Below are 15,384 nucleotides of genomic sequence, written 5' to 3' on the forward strand. Positions count from 1 at the left end.
CCTGCCGGGCCACCGCCTGCCGGGCTGCCGACTTCTGCCGGCGAGGCGGTGGCCGGCCGGTCAGCCGGCGGCGAGGTGTTCGCGGACGCTGCGGGGGCGCATGTCGGTCCAGGTGCGCGTGACGAAGTCCAGGCACTCCTCGCGGCTACCGGCGCAGCCGGCGTCCCGCCACCCGTGCGGCGCCTCCTTGTGCCGGGGCCACAGGGCGTACTGCTCCTCGTCGTTGACCACCACGCGGTGTTCGTCAGCCATTGGAATTGCCTTCCTCGTGTCGGGCCAGGTGCAGCTCGCGGGCGAGACTCTCCGGCGAGAGCGCCCGGATCTCCGCGAGCAGGTCGGTGAGGTCGCCGTCCGGCACGGCGGGAGCGGGCCGGGCCAGGTCGGCGACGGTACGCGCCAGCGCGGCGGGGGTGGGTGACTCGAAGATCGCGGCCGGCGGCAGGTCGACGCCGAACGCGTCGCGCAGTCGCGCCACCACGCGGGTGCCGAGCAGCGAGTGGCCGCCCAGCTCGAAGAAGTCGTCGTCGGGGCCGATCTCGTCCACCCCGAGCAGGTCCACCCAGATCCGCCGCACCACCTCGTACGGCTCATCGGTCGGCACGGTGGCGACGGCCGGGGCGGTCGGTGGCGGGGCGGCGGCATCGGGCGCCTCCTCGTCGACCGTGACCGGACCCGGCCGGTACGCGTCGACCCAGTGCCGCTCGCGCGCGAACGGGTACGTGGGCAGGGGCACCCGCCGTCGTCCGGTGGGCCGGTCGACGGGTACCCCGGCGAGCCACAGCCGGCCGACGGCCAGCGCGACGGCGTCGTCCTCCCCGGCCGGGGTGCGGTCGGCCGGCAGGCTGGTCAGCACCGTCGCCCCGCGGGCCGCTGGGTGCTGCCGAACGAGGGTGGCCAGGGTGCGGCCCGGACCGGCCTCCAGCAACGCGTACCGCTCGCCCAGCAGCAGCTCGGCCGCGGCGGTGAAGTTGACCGGACGGCGGAGCTGCCGCACCCAGTAGTCGGGGTCGGTGGCCTCGTCGTCGGTGAGCCAGCGACCCGTCACATTGGACACCACGGGCACGGTGGGCGAGCGCAGTGGGATCTCGCGCAGGTGCGCGGCGAAGCCGGCCAGGGCGGGCTCCATCAGGGCCGAGTGGAACGCGTGCGAGGTGCGCACCTCCCGGCAGGCGACCCCGCGCCCCCGCAGGTCGGCGGCGAACGCGGCGACGGCGGCCGTCGCGCCGGAGACGGTGACGAGGCGCGGCGCGTTGGCGGCGGCCACCTCCACGCCGGCGGGGAGCAGCGCCGTGACCTCGTCGACGCCGAGCGCCACCGAGAGCATCGACCCGGGCGCCTGTGCCTGCATGAGTCGGCCGCGTACGGCGACGGTGGCGAGCGCGTCGGGCAGCGTGAAGACGCCGGCCAGGCAGGCGGCCACGTACTCGCCGAGGCTGTGTCCGGCCATCGCGACGGGGCGTACGCCACGGTGGCGCAGCAGTTCGGCGAGGGCGTACTCGACGGCGAACAGGGCCGGTTGGGTGAGTCGGGTCTCGTCCAGCTCCGGTGCGGCGGGGACCGGCTCGCCGGGTGGACAGAGCAGCGTGCGCAGGTCCACGTCGAGGTGCGGGCGCAGCAGCTCGGCGCAGCGGTCGAAGGCCGCCCGGTAGACCGGTTCGGTGCGGTACAGGGTGCGGCCCATGCCCGGGTACTGCGCGCCTTGGCCGGGGAAGAGCAGCGCCACCCCGGCCGGCGTACCGGTGGCGACGCCGGTGCGGACCAGCGACGGGTCGCGGTCGGCGAGCCGGGCGGCGGCGGTGCGGGCGTCCCGGGCGACGGTGACCAGCCGGTGGCCGAACGTCCGTCGGGTGTGGGCCAGGGTGTACGCGACGTCGGCCAACGGCAGGTCCGGGTTCGCGTCGAGGTGGGTGGCGAGCCGGGTACGGGCCTCGTCGAGCGCGTCGGCGTCCCGCGCGGAGAGCACCAGCACCTGCGCCGGCCGCTCCTCGTCGTCGGGGAGGTGTTCCGCCGGTTCGGCGGCCTGGAGCACGACGTGCGCGTTGGTGCCCCCGATGCCGAAGGAGCTGACCGCCGCGCGGGGTGGAGTACCCAGGTCGGGCCAGGGCTGCGCGGTGGTGGGCACCCGGAACGGCCCGCCGGCCAGCTCGGGGTGCGGCTCGGTGCAGTACGGACTGGGCGGCACCACCCGGTGGTGCAGTGCCAGCGTGGCCTTGATCAGCCCGGTGACGCCGGCGGCGACGTCGAGGTGACCGACGATCGATTTGATCGAGCCGAGGGCACACCGGCCGCCCGTCGCAGCCCCGAACGCCTCGGTCAGCGCGCGTAGCTCGATCTGGTCGCCCAGCTCGGTGCCGGTGCCGTGCGCCTCGACGTAACCGATCGTGGCGGCGTCGACCTCGGCCACCTCCTGGGCGGCCCGGATCGCGGCCACCTGGCCGTCCACCCCGGGCGCGGTGAAGCCGACCTTCACCCGGCCGTCGTTGTTGATGGCAGAGCCGCGGATGACCGCGTACACCGGGTCGCCGTCGGCGCGGGCGTCCGCCAGCCGGCGCAGGACGACCACGGCGGCGCCGTCACCCCCCACGGTTCCGGTGGCCCGGACGTCGAAGGGCCGGCAGTGCCCGTCGCGGGACATGATGCCACCGGCCTCGTGGCGGTAGCCGGTGCCGCTGGGCAGCAGGACGTGCGCCGCGCCGGCGAGGGCGACGTCACACTCGCGGGCCAGCAGCGCCTGCACGGCGAGGTGCACGGCGACCAGCGACGACGAGCACGCCGTCTGCACCGCGACGGCGGGTCCGCGCAGGTCCAGGTGGTACGCCACCCGGGTGGGCAGCGAGTCCTTGTCGTTGGCGAGCATCAGCTCGTACTCGGAGACCGAGCCGAGTCGCGGATTGCGGAACAGGTGGTGCAGGAGGTAGCCGCTGGCCGCCGCGGCGGCGTACACGCCGACCAGCCGGTCGGGGTTCCCGGCGAGGTGACCGGCGCGTTCCAGGGCGGTCCAGGCCGTCTGGAGGAAGAGCCGCTGTTGCGGGTCGAGCAGCCGGGCGTCGCGGGGCGAGTAGCCGAAGAAGGCGGCGTCGAAGCGGTCGACGTCGGCCAGCGCGCCGTGCGCCGGCACGTGGTCGGGGTGCCGCCGCTCCTGCTCGCTGAGCCCGGCGGCGGCCAGCTCCGCGTCCGTGAACCGGGTGATGGTCTCCTGGCCGGCGAGGACCCGCTGCCACAGTTCGTCGACGTCGGCCGCGCCCGGGAAGCGGCCGGCCATCCCGACGATGGCGATCTCCAGTCCGGTCTCCTGGTCGCTCACGATCGTCCCTCCCCCGCCGGCACCGGGCGGGCCCGACGGGCCCGGTCGGCCAGTGCCTGCTTGCGTTCGTCTCGTCGCCGGCCGCCGGTCGGCGTCGGCGTCGGCGTCGGCGTCGGCGCGGAACCGCCGTCGAGGAAGCGGGCCAGTTGCGCGACGGTCGGGTAGCGGAACAGTTCCACCGCGGGAACCGGTCGGCCCAGCCGGTCGGCGAGTCGGGTCTGCACCCGCGCCAGCAGCAGGGACGTGCCGCCGAGGTCGAAGAAGTTGTCGTCCGCCCCGACGTCGTCCAGCCCGAGCACCTGCCGCCAGGTGTCGGCGATGGCCCGTTCGACGGCACCGTCGGGGGCCACGTACGCGGCGCCGAGGTCGGCGCGGGCCACGGCGGGCGCGGGCAGGCGGGACGGGTCGAGTTTGCCGCTGGACGTGACCGGCAGGTCGGGCACCACCACGAAGGCGCTCGGCACGAGGTAGCGGGGCAGGCGCCGGAGCAGGCTCTGGCGTAGCTCGTCCACCGCCAACCCGTCGCCGACGAGGTAGCCGACGAGTCGCCGGCCGCCCGGCGAGTCGGTCCGCACCACGGCGGCGGCCCGGCGCACGCCCGGGTACTGCCGCAGGTGGGCCTCCACCTCGCCCAGCTCGATCCGGTAGCCGTTGATCTTGACTTGGTTGTCCGCCCGGCCGAGGAAGACGAGTTGCCCGTCGGCACGCCAGCGGACCAGGTCGCCGGTGGCGTACATCCGGGCCCCCGGCGTCGGCGCGTACGGGTCGGGCAGGAATCGGCCGGCGGTGAGCGCGGCGTCGCCGTGGTAGCCGCGGGCCACCCCGACCCCGCCGAGGTGCAGCTCGCCGGGCACTCCGGGCGGCACCGGCCGCAGCTCGGTGTCGAGGACGTAGGCGCGTACCCCGGTCAACGGTCGGCCGATCGGCAGCTCGGTGTCGCTGGCCGCGCAGCGGGCGGCGGTGGCGGTGACGGTGGCCTCGGTGGGGCCGTACCCGTTGATCAGGAGCCGGCCGCGCGACCAGGCGGCGGCGACGTCCGGCGCGCAGGGTTCCCCACCCACGGTGAGTACCCGCAGGTCGGGGACGGCCGCGGGGTCCAGCGCGTCGAGGACCACCGGTGGCAGGTCGGCGACCGTGACGCGGTGCCGGACGAGCGCGGCGGCCAGGTCGGGGCCGGGCGTGCGCTCGTCCGGGCCGAGCAGGCGCAGGGTCGCGCCGACGGTGAGCGTGGTGACCACATCGGACAGCGCGACGTCGAACCCGATCGAGTGGAACTGCAGGACCCGGTCGCCGGCCTGGACGCCGACCAGCCGGGCCTGCGCCTCGACGAGGTTGGCCAGCCCTCGGTGGGTGCCGATGACGCCCTTGGGCAGCCCGGTCGAGCCGGACGTGTAGATCAGGTAGACGGCGGCGTCGGGGTGTACGGCCGCCGGCGGCGCGGCGTCGTCGGGCGGCGCGGCGTCGTCGAGGTGCAGCAGCGGCAGGTCGGTGGCGGGCAGCGCGAGCCGCGCGTCGGCCGTGGTGACCACCAGGGCGGCGGTGGAGTCGGCGAGCAGGTGCGCCAGCCGGGCCGCCGGTAGCTGCGGGTCCAGGGGCAGATAGACCCCACCCGAGCGGAGTACGGCGAGGAAGGTGACCACCCAGTCCGGGCCGGCGGGCAGGCAGACGCCGACGGTCGTCTCGGCCCGCACGCCCCGGGCGACGAGGGTCCGGGCCAGGCGGTCGGCCCGGGCGTCCAGGTCCCGGTAGGTGACGGTCTGATCCCGGTACGCCACGGCCACCGCGTCGGGGGTTTCGCGGGCCTGGCGGGCGACCAGCTCGCCCAGGGTGGGCTGCTCGGGTGACGCGGGCGCGGTGGCGGCCCAGCGGTCGACCAGGTCCCGCCCGGCGGCCTCATCGAGCAGCGGCAGCCGGTCCACCGGGGTGTCCGGGGCGGCGAGCGCGGCCATGAGCAGGGTGTCGAGCTGGTCGGCGAGGGCCCGGGCGGTGGAGGTGTCGAAGAGCCGCGTCCGGTACTCGATCCGCCCGTCGATCCGGCCCTCGTGCGCGATGACGGTCAGCGTCAGGTCGAACATGGACGTGCCGGTGTGCGTCTCGCCGCTGGCCAGCACGGTCACCCCGGGCAGCGTCAGCCGCTGTTCCCAGCCGTCCTCGACGGCGAACATGACCTGGGCGAGGGGATGACGGCCGGGGTCGCGGACCGGGCGCAGCTCCTGCACCAGGGCGTCGAACGGCACCGGATCGGTCAGCGCGGTCAGCGCCGCGTCGCGGAGCCGGTCCAGCAGCGCGGCGAAGGTCAGTCCACCGTCGACCCGGCTGCGCAGCACCAGCGTGTTGACGAAGAAGCCCACCGCGGTCTCGCTGTCGAGCGTCTGCCGGTTCGCCACCGGGGTGGCGATGAGCAGGTCCGGCTGTTGGCTGCGCCGGTGCAGCAGCGCCGCCCAGGCCGCCGCGAAGATCATGTACGGGGTCGCGCCGGTACGTCGTTCCGCCTCGGCGACCCGGTCGGCCAGCGCCCGCGGCCAGGAGAACTCGATCTCGTGGCCGGCGTCCTCCAGCTCCGCCGGACGGGGCCGGTCGGTGGGCAGGTCGAGCCCGGGCGGCGCGCCGGCCAGCGCGGCACGCCACCAGTCGAGCCGCCGGGCCACCTCGGTCGGACCGAGCAGCCGGTCCTGGGCCAGCGCCGCCGGCACGTCCCGGGGAACCGCCGGCAGGGCCACCGCCCGGCCCGCCCGCAGGGCCGCGTACGCCGCCGACAACTCCTCGAAGAGCAGACCCATGCTCCAGCCGTCGCAGACGACGTGGTGCAGGCTGAGCAGCAGCGAGAAGTCCTCCGGTCCGGTGCGGCACAGGGTGGCGCGCACCAGCGGCCCCCGGGCCAGGTCGAACGGGCGTACCGCCTCGGCGGCGGCGTACTCGTCGATCTCCTGCGGCGCGACGTCCACCACGGCCAGCGGCAGGCCGGTCGGCGGCAGCACCAGCTGGTACGACTGACCGTCCAGCGGCACGAACACCGTCCGCAGCGCCTCGTGCCGGGCCACGATCTCGTCGAGCGCGCCGCGCAACGCGGCCACGTCCAGGTCACCTCGTAGGTCCACCCGGTACGGCACGTGGTAGGCGGGGCTGTCCGGTCGGAGCTGGGCCAGCAGCAGCATCCACTCCTGGGCGGCGGTGAGCGGGTGGATGCCGTATCGGTCGCCGTCGGCGCGGATCGCCGCGAGGAACGCCCGTCGCCGCTCGGGTGGCAGGGCGTCCACGCGCTGGCGCAACTGGTCGGACGTGAGCGCGCCCGTCATCGGGTGGCACCCTGTTCGAGCTGATCGAGCAGGCCCGCGAGGTCGGCGGCGGGCGGCCCGTCCAGCGCGGCCGGGACGGTCGGTGCGGCGGATTCGGCGGGCGGGCCACCGATCTCGTCCAGCGCGGCGGCCAGCCCGGCCACCGTCGGATGGTCGAAGATCAGCCGCAACGGCACCTCCGCGCCGATCGCGGCGGTCAGCCGGGAACGGACCCGGGTCGCCTTCAGGGACCGCCCACCGAGATCGAAGAAGTCGTCGGCGCGGTGGCGTACCGGTACGCCGAGCACGTCCTGCCAGATCTCGGCCACCGTCCGCTCGGTGGGCGTGCGCGGGGCGTCGTCGTCGATGGTCGTTCCGGCGTCGGGGGCGGGCAGCGCCGCGATGTCCACCTTGCCGTTGCGGTTGAGCGGCAGCCGGGGCAGCGCCACGAACACGGCCGGCACCAGATGGTCGGGCAGTTGCTCGCGGGCCCGGTCCCGGATCGCCTCGACACCCACCCCGTCGTCCGGCACGACGTACGCGACCAGCCGGGCGTCGCCGGCGGCGTCCCGGTCGGCGCGCACGATCGCGTCGCGGACCAGCCCGCCGCCGCGCAGCGCCTCGGTCACCTCCCCCGGCTCGACCCGGTACCCGCGGATCTTCACCTGGTGGTCGGTCCGGCCGACGAACTCGATCAGCCCGTCGGGCCGCTGGCGGACCACGTCGCCGGTGCGGTAGAGCCGGCCACCGGCCCGGGGCCCGAACGGGTCGGGCACGAACCTCTCGGCCGTCGCGTCGGGGCGGCCGAGGTAGCCGCGGGCCACCCCGTCCCCGCCGATGAACAGTTCGCCCAGCACCCCGGGCGGCACTGGTTGCAGGAGCCGGTCCAACACGTACACCCGGGTGTTGGCGACCGGACCGCCGATCGGCACGACCGGGTCCGCGGCGGTGAGCCGGGCGCAGTCGTACGTGGTGCTGTAGGTGGTCGCCTCGGTCGGGCCGTACCCGTTGACCAGCGTCGTGTCCGGGCAGGCGGTCCGGAGCCGGTCCACGGCGGTTCGGTCGGCCTGCTCGCCGCCGAAGGTCAGGTAGCGCAGTGCGGCCAGGGCGTCCGGCGCCTCGGTCGCCACCTGCCGGGCCACCGAGGTGGCCAGGAACATCATCGTCACGCCGGTGTCGCGCAACCGCGCCCGCAGCCGGTCCGGCACGATCACGTCGTTGATGTCCAGGTCGGCGAGGCAGGCGCCGTTGAGCAGCGCGCCCCAGACCTCCAGGGTGGCCGCGTCGAACGACATCGTGGCGGCCTGCCCCATCACGTCGTCGGGGCGTACGTCGATGAAGGTGGTGTCGCGGACCAGCCGGACGATGTTGCGGTGGCTGACGCCGGTGCCCTTGGGACGGCCGGTGGACCCGGACGTGTACATGACGTACGCGAGTTGGTCGGGGTGGACCGTGACCGCCGGCGGCTGCGCCGGGCCGTCCTCGGTGGGCAGCCGGTCCACGGCGATCCGGGGCGTGCCGTCGTCGGGGAGCCGGTCGGCCAGCGCGGCGGCGTGCAGGATGACGCCCGGCGCGGCGTCCTGGCACATCAGCGCCAGCCGCTCCGGCGGGTATCCGGGGTCCAGCGGCAGGTACGCGGCGCCGACCCGGAGCGTCGCCAGCGCGGCGACCACCCAGGTCGTGGTGTCGGCGAGGCAGATCCCGACGAGGGTCTCGGCGCCGATCCCGAGCCGGAGCAGCCGCGCGGCCAGGTGGTTGGCCCGGCGGTCCACCTCGCGGTAGTCGAGGATCCGGTCGTCGTCGCGCAGCGCGGGCGCGTCCGGGGTCCGCCGGGCCCACTCGGCGAACAGGGCGGGCACCGACGATTCGCGCGGATAGTCGGTGTCGGTGGCGTTCGGGTCCCGCACCACCCGCTGTTCGGTCGCCGGGTCGAGCAGCGGCAGGTCGGACAGCCGCGCCGTGGGACGTTCCCGCACCCGGTCGAGCAGGACGGCGAGCGCCGTCGCGATCGTCGGGGCGTGCGGGTGACCGGACACCGTGACGGTCGATCGGTCCTCGACGCGGCCGATCAGCAGCCGCAGTCCGGCACGATTACCGGTCGGCAGTTGATCGGGTCTGATCGATACCACCGGCCGATAGTCGGGAGGATTTTCGGGCAATTCCGCGTCATGCTCGCGGGCTTCCCGGAGCGCCGTTCGGACCAGGTCCCGCAGCTCGATCCAGGTGGGATCCTCGGGCAGCCGGACCCGGACCGGCAGCCAGCCCGACCCGCTGGCCGGCGCGGCCGGCGTCTCGGCGACGAGATCCTGAGCGCCGGCCCAGCGGCGCAGCAGCGCGAACAGGCCGGCCAACGCGCTGACCTGCGGCTCCACCTCGTCGCCCAGGTCGACTCGGGCGGCGGCGGGCGGGGCTGACGTCGGCGTGAAGGGCAGGTCCGGCGGCTCCGGGAGGGCCGCGAACCGCCGCTCCCAGAAGGCGGAGAGGCCAGGAAGAATTGTCTGTTCGGTCATCGGATCTCAGCTCCGATCAGCGGGTGACACGCAATGACCGGGAGTCTGGCCCGAGCCCGTGCCGGTTGCTTGTACGGGCCGTTCGGGTGCCGTTGCGGCGGTCTGAGGGAAACCTGAGTGCGGCTTTATGCCGATAGCGCATTGCAGTCAGTAAGTACACCGACTCTTTTGGTTATGGCGATGACGCTCGATGAAGGCGATGATCGTGCCGGGGGGAAGCCACGCCGGGCGACGACTCGCAGGGCCCGGTTGTCTCTTCGCTCGCCTGAGCCTCCACGAGAGAACACAGGAGCGGTGAATGTCCGGAGACCTTGTCAACCATGCCTGGCGCACGTCGACGCCGGCTCGCAGCGAAGGTGGAGGCGACGCGTCGGCAGTAGAACGAGAACGGACGAGCGGTGACCCCGGGCGGGCGCTGCGGCACCTCGCCGCCGCCGGTGACCGCACGGCGGCACACCTGTGGCTCGCCACCCAACCCGACCTGCTCGCCGCGCGCCCCGACGAGGCCGACGTCCCGGTCGCCCAGATCTGGCGCACGGCCCTGCGGCACCACCTCGCCGGGGAACCACACCTGGCGACAGCCCTCCTGGCGACCGCGCCGACCGGCGCGACCGGGCCGCACGCCGTGCAGACGTACTGTCACGCCGCGGTGCACCACCTGCTGGACGACGACATCGAGCGGGCCAGCGCCGACGTGGAGGAGGCGGCCCGGGCCGCGCACGCGTGCGGCGTACCGACCGCCCACCAGGCGTACGCCCGGGTGGTCGTACTGCTCGCCGCCGCCACCGGCGACGCGGCGGCCACCCTCGGGCGGGCGGACGCGACCACCGGGCTGCGCCGCGCCGACGCCGACCTGTTCCGGCTGATGGTCCACCTGGACCTGGCGAGCCACCTGATGCGCGCCGGCGACGCCGCCGACGCGCTGCGACAGGCCGAGGCGGCCGTCCGACTGACCGAAGTGGCGGGTGACTCCGGCTACGAGCCGTACGCGCTGACCCTGACCGCCGTGGCGAAGTGCCAGCTCGGCCGGTTGGAGGAGGCGCTGGCCGACGGTGCTGCGGGGCTTCGCCTGCGGGAGTTGGCGGGAGTCACCGCCGACGAGGCGTTCTCACTGGCCGCGCTCGGCATGGTGCACCGCCGGCGGCGGGAGCCGCGCCAGGCCCGACAGGCGTTGGAGGGCGCCCTGAGCGCGCTCGCCACGGCCCCGTCGCGCCCCGCCTCGTCGGCCTGGGTGCTCGCCGAGCTGGCGCGGATCCGCGCCGCCGACGATCTGGCCGCCGCGCAGGACCTCGCCGACCGGGCGGTCACCGTGGCCCGCGAGCCCGAACGGCCGTACGCCCTGCTGGCGCGCGGGTGGGTGGCGCTGCTGCGCGGTGACACCGCCGCCGCCCACTTCGACGCCGCCGAGGCCCGCACCGGGGCCACCGTCGGACGGCGACGCGCCACCCTCGTCGACGCGCTCCAGCTCACCGTGCTCGCGGCGGACGACCCACGCGCGTCCGCCGGACTGCTCGACGACGCCGCGGCGCTCTGCCGGGAGCTGGGCGACCCGGCCGAGGAGGCCACCGTCCGGCTGATCGCCGCCCGGTTGCAGGGACGGCAGGCCCGTCGCGGCGCCGAGGGCGCCGAGCAGAAGCTGCGCCGCTGCGGGGTACGCCTCGACCCGGGCGTCGCCGACGGGCTGACCGCGATCACGCTGCGGGTACCCGCGGTGGTCATCCACACCCTGGGCGACTTCCGGGTGTTCCGGGCCGGCGCCGTCGTCCCGTACGGCGAGTGGCAGTCCAAGAAGGCCCGGGACCTGCTGAAGATCCTCGTCGCGCACCGGGGTCGCGCCGTGCCCCGGGCCCGGCTGATGGAGTTGCTCTGGCCGGACGAGTCACCGTCGCGCACCGCGAACCGGTTGTCGGTGCTGCTGTCCACGTTGCGCCGGGTGCTCGGCACCGGGCACCACACCAGCGGTCGGGGGGCGGTGCTGGCCGACCGGGGTTCGGTGGCGGTGGACCTCGACGTGATCGACGTGGACGTCGAGACGTTCCTCACCGCGGCCGAGGAGGCGCAGGTCGCCCTGCGGGCCGGCCACCCGGACGCGCCCCGCGCGCTGGTCCGCGCCGACGAGTTGTACGGCGGCGACTTCCTCGCCGACGACCCGTACGAGGACTGGGCCCAGCCGCTGCGGGAGGAGGCGCAGGTGGCCCACACCAGCGTGCTGCGGGCCCTGGCCCAGCACGCCGCGGACACCGACCAGAAGCTCGTCTACCTGATGCGGCTGGTGCACCGCGACCCGTACGACGAGGACGCCCACCTGGAGTTGGTGCAGGTGCTCCGCGCGGCCGGGCGACATGGTGAGGCGCAACGCCGCTACCGCACGTACGTCGAGCGGATGCGGGAGTTGGGCATCGCGCCGGCCGGCGGGCCGACGACCGGCGTCGACACCGCCGCACAGCAGGCGGACTCGTCGTCCGGGCCGGGAGGGCGGGTGACCCGGTGGCGGACGCCGTCCGCCCAGCCACCGTGGACGGCCGAGGTGGATGCGGGTCGCAGTCCGACCGGTGTCCCCGTGCAACGCAAGCCGAGAAGGCTCCTCGGACACCCGGTCTGACCGGTGGTCGCCGGCGGCGCGGGGGCCGGTGACTCCGGGCGAGCCGTGACGCGCGGACCGGCCCGGTGAGCCTGCCGGGGCAGCTCACCGGGCCGATTACGGCACCGGACGTGGGATCAGTGGCGGGGCTGGTAGCTCTTCGGCAGGCGCATGCCGCGCTCGGCCATGATGGCCCGCACCCGGTTGGGGTAGTTGGTGATGATCCCGTCGACACCCATGTCCATCAGCGCCGACACGGTGGCCGGGTCGTCGCAGGTCCACGGGATGACCTTCAGGCCCCGGGCGTGCGCCTCGGCGATCATGGTCGCGTCGGGGTAGAAGCGGAAGGCCGGGTCGGCGATGGTGCCGTTCTGCGGGAAGCCGTAGTTCGGCGACAGTGCGGTGACGCCGGGGATGGCGGCGGCGGCCTTGACGAAGTCACCGTCGTAGTCGTCGGCGTCGATCCCACCGAGCCAGGGGGACGCGCCGGGCTTGCCGACCTGGAGGAAGTCGTAGTTGGTCAGGGCCACCAGCGGCCACGTCGGCGCGAGCCGGTGCATCTCCTTGAGCGCGCCCCAGTCGAACGACTGGATGGTGACCTGCTTCTCGATGCCGGAGGCGCGGATCTCCTCGAAGACGCGCCGGACGAACAGCTCGCGAGGCGCGGTCTGCTCGGGCGCTCCCGCCTCGACCTTCGTCTCGATGTTGAGGGTGACCTGCTTCGCCCCGTAGCTCTTGACGAGGTCGAGGACGTCCTTCAACTCGACCATCCGGAAGCCCTTGACCTGCTCCTGCTCGGGAAAGCCCGGGAGCTGCTGGTAGCCGCAGTCCATGGTCTTGACCTGGGCGAGGGTGAGGTCCTTGAGGTACTTGCCGACGTACGGGTACATGGGGTCGCCGGCCTCGACCGGTGCGGTGTCGGCGCACTTCTGCGCGCTGACCTGGCGATCGTGGGTGACGACGACCTTCCGGTCCTTGGTGATCTGGGTGTCCAGCTCCAGGGTGGTGACACCGAGGCGCAGGGCCTTGCCGAAGCCCTCCAGCGACTCCTCGGTGGTCATGCCGATGCCACCGCGGTGCGCTTGGAGGTCGAAGTGGGTCTTCTGGGGCAGCAGCGCGGTGGCGCTGTCGACGGTCGACGCGTGCGCGGCCGCCGGGACGGCGAGCGCGGGCAGGACGGCGAGGCCGACCAGCAGGTGACGCAGGGACATGGCGCGAAAACCTCAGCTCTTCAGGTGCGGATGACCTGGTCACGCTAGGTGGGAGACGGTCGGCCGCGATGACCTGGCCGCGAGCGGAGCGTGAACGCTCGCCGAACCTCAAGAGCATCCTGCCGCCCGCCGACGGTCACCGTGGTGGTGCGGTGACCGTCGGCGAACGCCCCGGCTAACCGCCGAGGGTCACGTGCAGGACGCGCTCGTTGCTGTTGTTCGGGGTGCTGTCCTTGTCACCGGTGTTGGTGGTGGTGAGCCAGAGCCCTCCGTCGGGGGCCGGCTCCACGGTGCGCAGCCGGCCGTAGGTGCCACTGAAGTACGTCTGCACGTTGGTCAGGCTGCTGCCGCTGATCACGGCGCGATACATCCGCGCTCCTCGGGCGCAGGCGACGTAGAGGGCGTCGCGCACGATGGTGATGCCGGAGCAGGAGCCCTCGGCGGTCGGATAGGTGCGCACCGGCGCGATGTAACCGGCGGTGCCGCAGGTGCCGCTGGTGCCCTCGCAGGCCGGCCAGCCGTAGTTCCCGCCCTTGGTGATCAGGTTCGTCTCGTCCATGATCGAGTTGCCGAACTCCTGTTCCCACAGGCGGCCCTGCGAGTCGAACGCGAGCCCCTGCGGGTTGCGGTGGCCGTAGCTCCACACGTAGTTGCCGAACGGGTTGTCACTCGGGACGCTGCCGTCCGGGTTGAGTCGCAGGATCTTGCCCTCGAGGCTGGCCCGGTCCTGGGCGTAGGCGCCGTTCTGCGCGTCACCGGTGCTGGCGTACAGCTTGCCGTCCGGGCCGAAGCGCAGCCGGCCGCCGTTGTGGTACTTGTTGCGGCGGATCCCGGTGAGCAGGACCTGTTCGCCGGCGGTCGTGAGCCGGTCGTTCTCCAGCTTGATCCGCACGATCCGGTTGTCGCTCGACGAGGTGTGCATGATGTAGAGCCACCGGTCGCTGGCGAAACTCGTCGAGATCGCCAGGCCCAGCAGGCCGCCCTCGCCGTCGGTGCTCTGCACGTTCGGCACGGTGCCGACGGTGGTCTTCGCCCCCGTGGTGGGGTCGAGATGGACGATGTCGTGCGCGTCGCGGCGGTTGTAGAGCACGGTGCCGTCCGGCAACGTCACCAACCCCCACGGGACGTCCGTGTCGGTGGTGACCTGCCGCACCGTGCACACCGGGTTGGCGCAGGTGCCGCCGGTGCGCACCGTGACGGCGGTGCTGCGCGCCGAGGCGTTGTCCTGCCCGTCGCGGGCCGCCACCTGGTACTGGTACGCGGTGTTCGCCGTCAGGCCGCTGTCGGTGAACGTCGTCACCGGTGGGGCGCCCATGACGGCGCCGATCTTCACGCCGCCGCGGTAGACGTCGTACGCCCGGACTCCGACATTGTCGCTGGACGCGGTCCAGCGCAGTGTCACGGTGGTCCCCGAGGCGGTGCCGGTGAGCTGGGTCGGCGTGCTCGGCGGCACGGTGTCGGCCTGGCACTGCGGCGGGGTGATCGTCACGGTCGAACTGGCCTGCGACACGTTGCCGGCGGCGTCCCGCGCGTTGACGTACAGCCCCCAGGTCGCGCCGGGCACGACGGTGAGGTTGGCGGACAGGGTGCTGCCGCTCACCGAGGTCATGAGCTGGCCGTCGTGGTAGATGTCGTAGAACGCCACAGCCACGTTGTCCGTCGAGGCGTTCCAGGCGAACGTCACCGAGTTGCAGGTCAGGCCGCTCACCCGCGCGTTGCCGGGCGGTGTGGGTGGCTGGCTGTCGGCACTGCCGAAGGAGGTCGTCCACCGCTGGTTGGCCTGCCCGTTGCAGGTCCAGAGACCGACGGTCGTGCCGTTGGCGGTGCCGGCGCCCGTCACGTCCAGGCAGAGTCCCGACTGGACGCCGACGATGGTGCCGTCGGCGTTGACCCGCCAGCGCTGGTTCGCACCGCCGGTGCAGCCGTAGATCTGGAGCGCGGCCGGCGCGCTGGTGTCCTGGCCGACCACGTCCAGGCACATCGCCGCGTCGTACACCCGCAACTCACCGGCGGTGGTGAACGTCCACGCCTGGCTGGCCTGCCCGGCGCAGTCGTTGATGGAGATGCCGGTGCCGGCGGTCCGGCCGCCGCCCACCACGGTCAGGCACCGACCGGACGCCGCGCCGACGACGGTCGACGGGCCGGCCGCCGACGCCGGCACACCGAGCGTCACGGCCACCAGCACCGCCACCGCCATCGACGCCACGAGCTGTGCTGGTCTGCGCCGCGCGAAGATCCTCATCCGTCCTCCAGGGTCGGGGCATCGACCGGCCCGACCCCCACGCCGGGCGACCAGCGCCCGACCAGACCGACGAGAAGGCAACATCGACCATCAAAGATGGATTCCCGGCACATGTCAACGATCTCGTTCGATCGAGGACAAATCCCGTCAACAGGGCGCACGGGTCGGACCGGGCCCGCGATCGGCGGAGCAGGGCCGGACGGGGACGGTGGCGGCGGGGGGGGGGGGGGGGGGGGGGGGGGGGGGGGGGGGGGGGGGGGG

The 15,384-nt window shown here is 74.1% G+C and carries 7 protein-coding genes; 1 reads left to right on the forward strand and 6 read right to left on the reverse strand.

What is annotated here, in order from left to right:
- Positions 1–60: 60 nt before the first annotated feature.
- Genes AC3EN4_RS28190 through AC3EN4_RS28205 form a run of 4 tightly spaced genes read right to left on the reverse strand, consistent with a single transcriptional unit; the run spans position 61 to position 9,089 of the window.
- Complete coding sequence (locus AC3EN4_RS28190; RefSeq protein ID WP_421471632.1) at positions 61–252, reverse strand: MbtH family protein; 192 nt, start codon at positions 250–252, stop codon at positions 61–63.
- Complete coding sequence (locus AC3EN4_RS28195) at positions 245–3,304, reverse strand: type I polyketide synthase (RefSeq protein WP_435209194.1); 3,060 nt, start codon at positions 3,302–3,304, stop codon at positions 245–247. Before AC3EN4_RS28195 ends, AC3EN4_RS28190 begins: the two co-directional genes overlap by 8 nt.
- Positions 3,301–6,600 (reverse strand): amino acid adenylation domain-containing protein, encoded by a 3,300-nt coding sequence (locus AC3EN4_RS28200; RefSeq protein ID WP_435209196.1) that lies wholly within the window; start codon positions 6,598–6,600, stop codon positions 3,301–3,303. Before AC3EN4_RS28200 ends, AC3EN4_RS28195 begins: the two co-directional genes overlap by 4 nt.
- Positions 6,597–9,089, reverse strand: a complete 2,493-nt coding sequence (locus AC3EN4_RS28205) for a non-ribosomal peptide synthetase (protein WP_435209197.1) — start codon at positions 9,087–9,089, stop codon at positions 6,597–6,599. Before AC3EN4_RS28205 ends, AC3EN4_RS28200 begins: the two co-directional genes overlap by 4 nt.
- Before the next feature lie 298 nt (positions 9,090–9,387).
- Here AC3EN4_RS28205 and AC3EN4_RS28210 point away from each other — a divergent pair, with 298 nt between their 5' ends.
- Entirely contained in the window at positions 9,388–11,691 is a 2,304-nt protein-coding gene (locus AC3EN4_RS28210) for an AfsR/SARP family transcriptional regulator (protein WP_435209198.1), read from the forward strand.
- A 116-nt stretch (positions 11,692–11,807) separates the two neighbouring features.
- Here AC3EN4_RS28210 and AC3EN4_RS28215 read toward each other — a convergent pair whose 3' ends face one another.
- Positions 11,808–12,881, reverse strand: coding sequence for a glycerophosphodiester phosphodiesterase family protein (locus AC3EN4_RS28215; protein ID WP_435209200.1), 1,074 nt, complete (start codon positions 12,879–12,881; stop codon positions 11,808–11,810).
- A gap of 175 nt (positions 12,882–13,056) precedes the next feature.
- A complete protein-coding gene (locus tag AC3EN4_RS28220) occupies positions 13,057–15,123 on the reverse strand; it encodes a PQQ-dependent sugar dehydrogenase (protein ID WP_435209202.1) in 2,067 nt (688 codons plus the stop codon).
- Positions 15,124–15,384: the final 261 nt, after the last annotated feature.

This window comes from Micromonospora sp. bgisy143, assembly GCF_057708145.1.

Bases quoted from the DNA above. Each gene is read 5' to 3' on its own strand.
- AC3EN4_RS28215 (WP_435209200.1), bottom strand. From the start codon at position 12,881: ATGTCCCTGCGTCACCTGCTGGTCGGCCTCGCCGTCCTGCCCGCGCTC.
- AC3EN4_RS28190 (WP_421471632.1), bottom strand. From the start codon at position 252: ATGGCTGACGAACACCGCGTGGTGGTCAACGACGAGGAGCAGTACGCC.
- AC3EN4_RS28200 (WP_435209196.1), bottom strand. From the start codon at position 6,600: ATGACGGGCGCGCTCACGTCCGACCAGTTGCGCCAGCGCGTGGACGCC.
- AC3EN4_RS28205 (WP_435209197.1), bottom strand. From the start codon at position 9,089: ATGACCGAACAGACAATTCTTCCTGGCCTCTCCGCCTTCTGGGAGCGG.
- AC3EN4_RS28210 (WP_435209198.1), top strand. From the start codon at position 9,388: ATGTCCGGAGACCTTGTCAACCATGCCTGGCGCACGTCGACGCCGGCT.
- AC3EN4_RS28220 (WP_435209202.1), bottom strand. From the start codon at position 15,123: ATGAGGATCTTCGCGCGGCGCAGACCAGCACAGCTCGTGGCGTCGATG.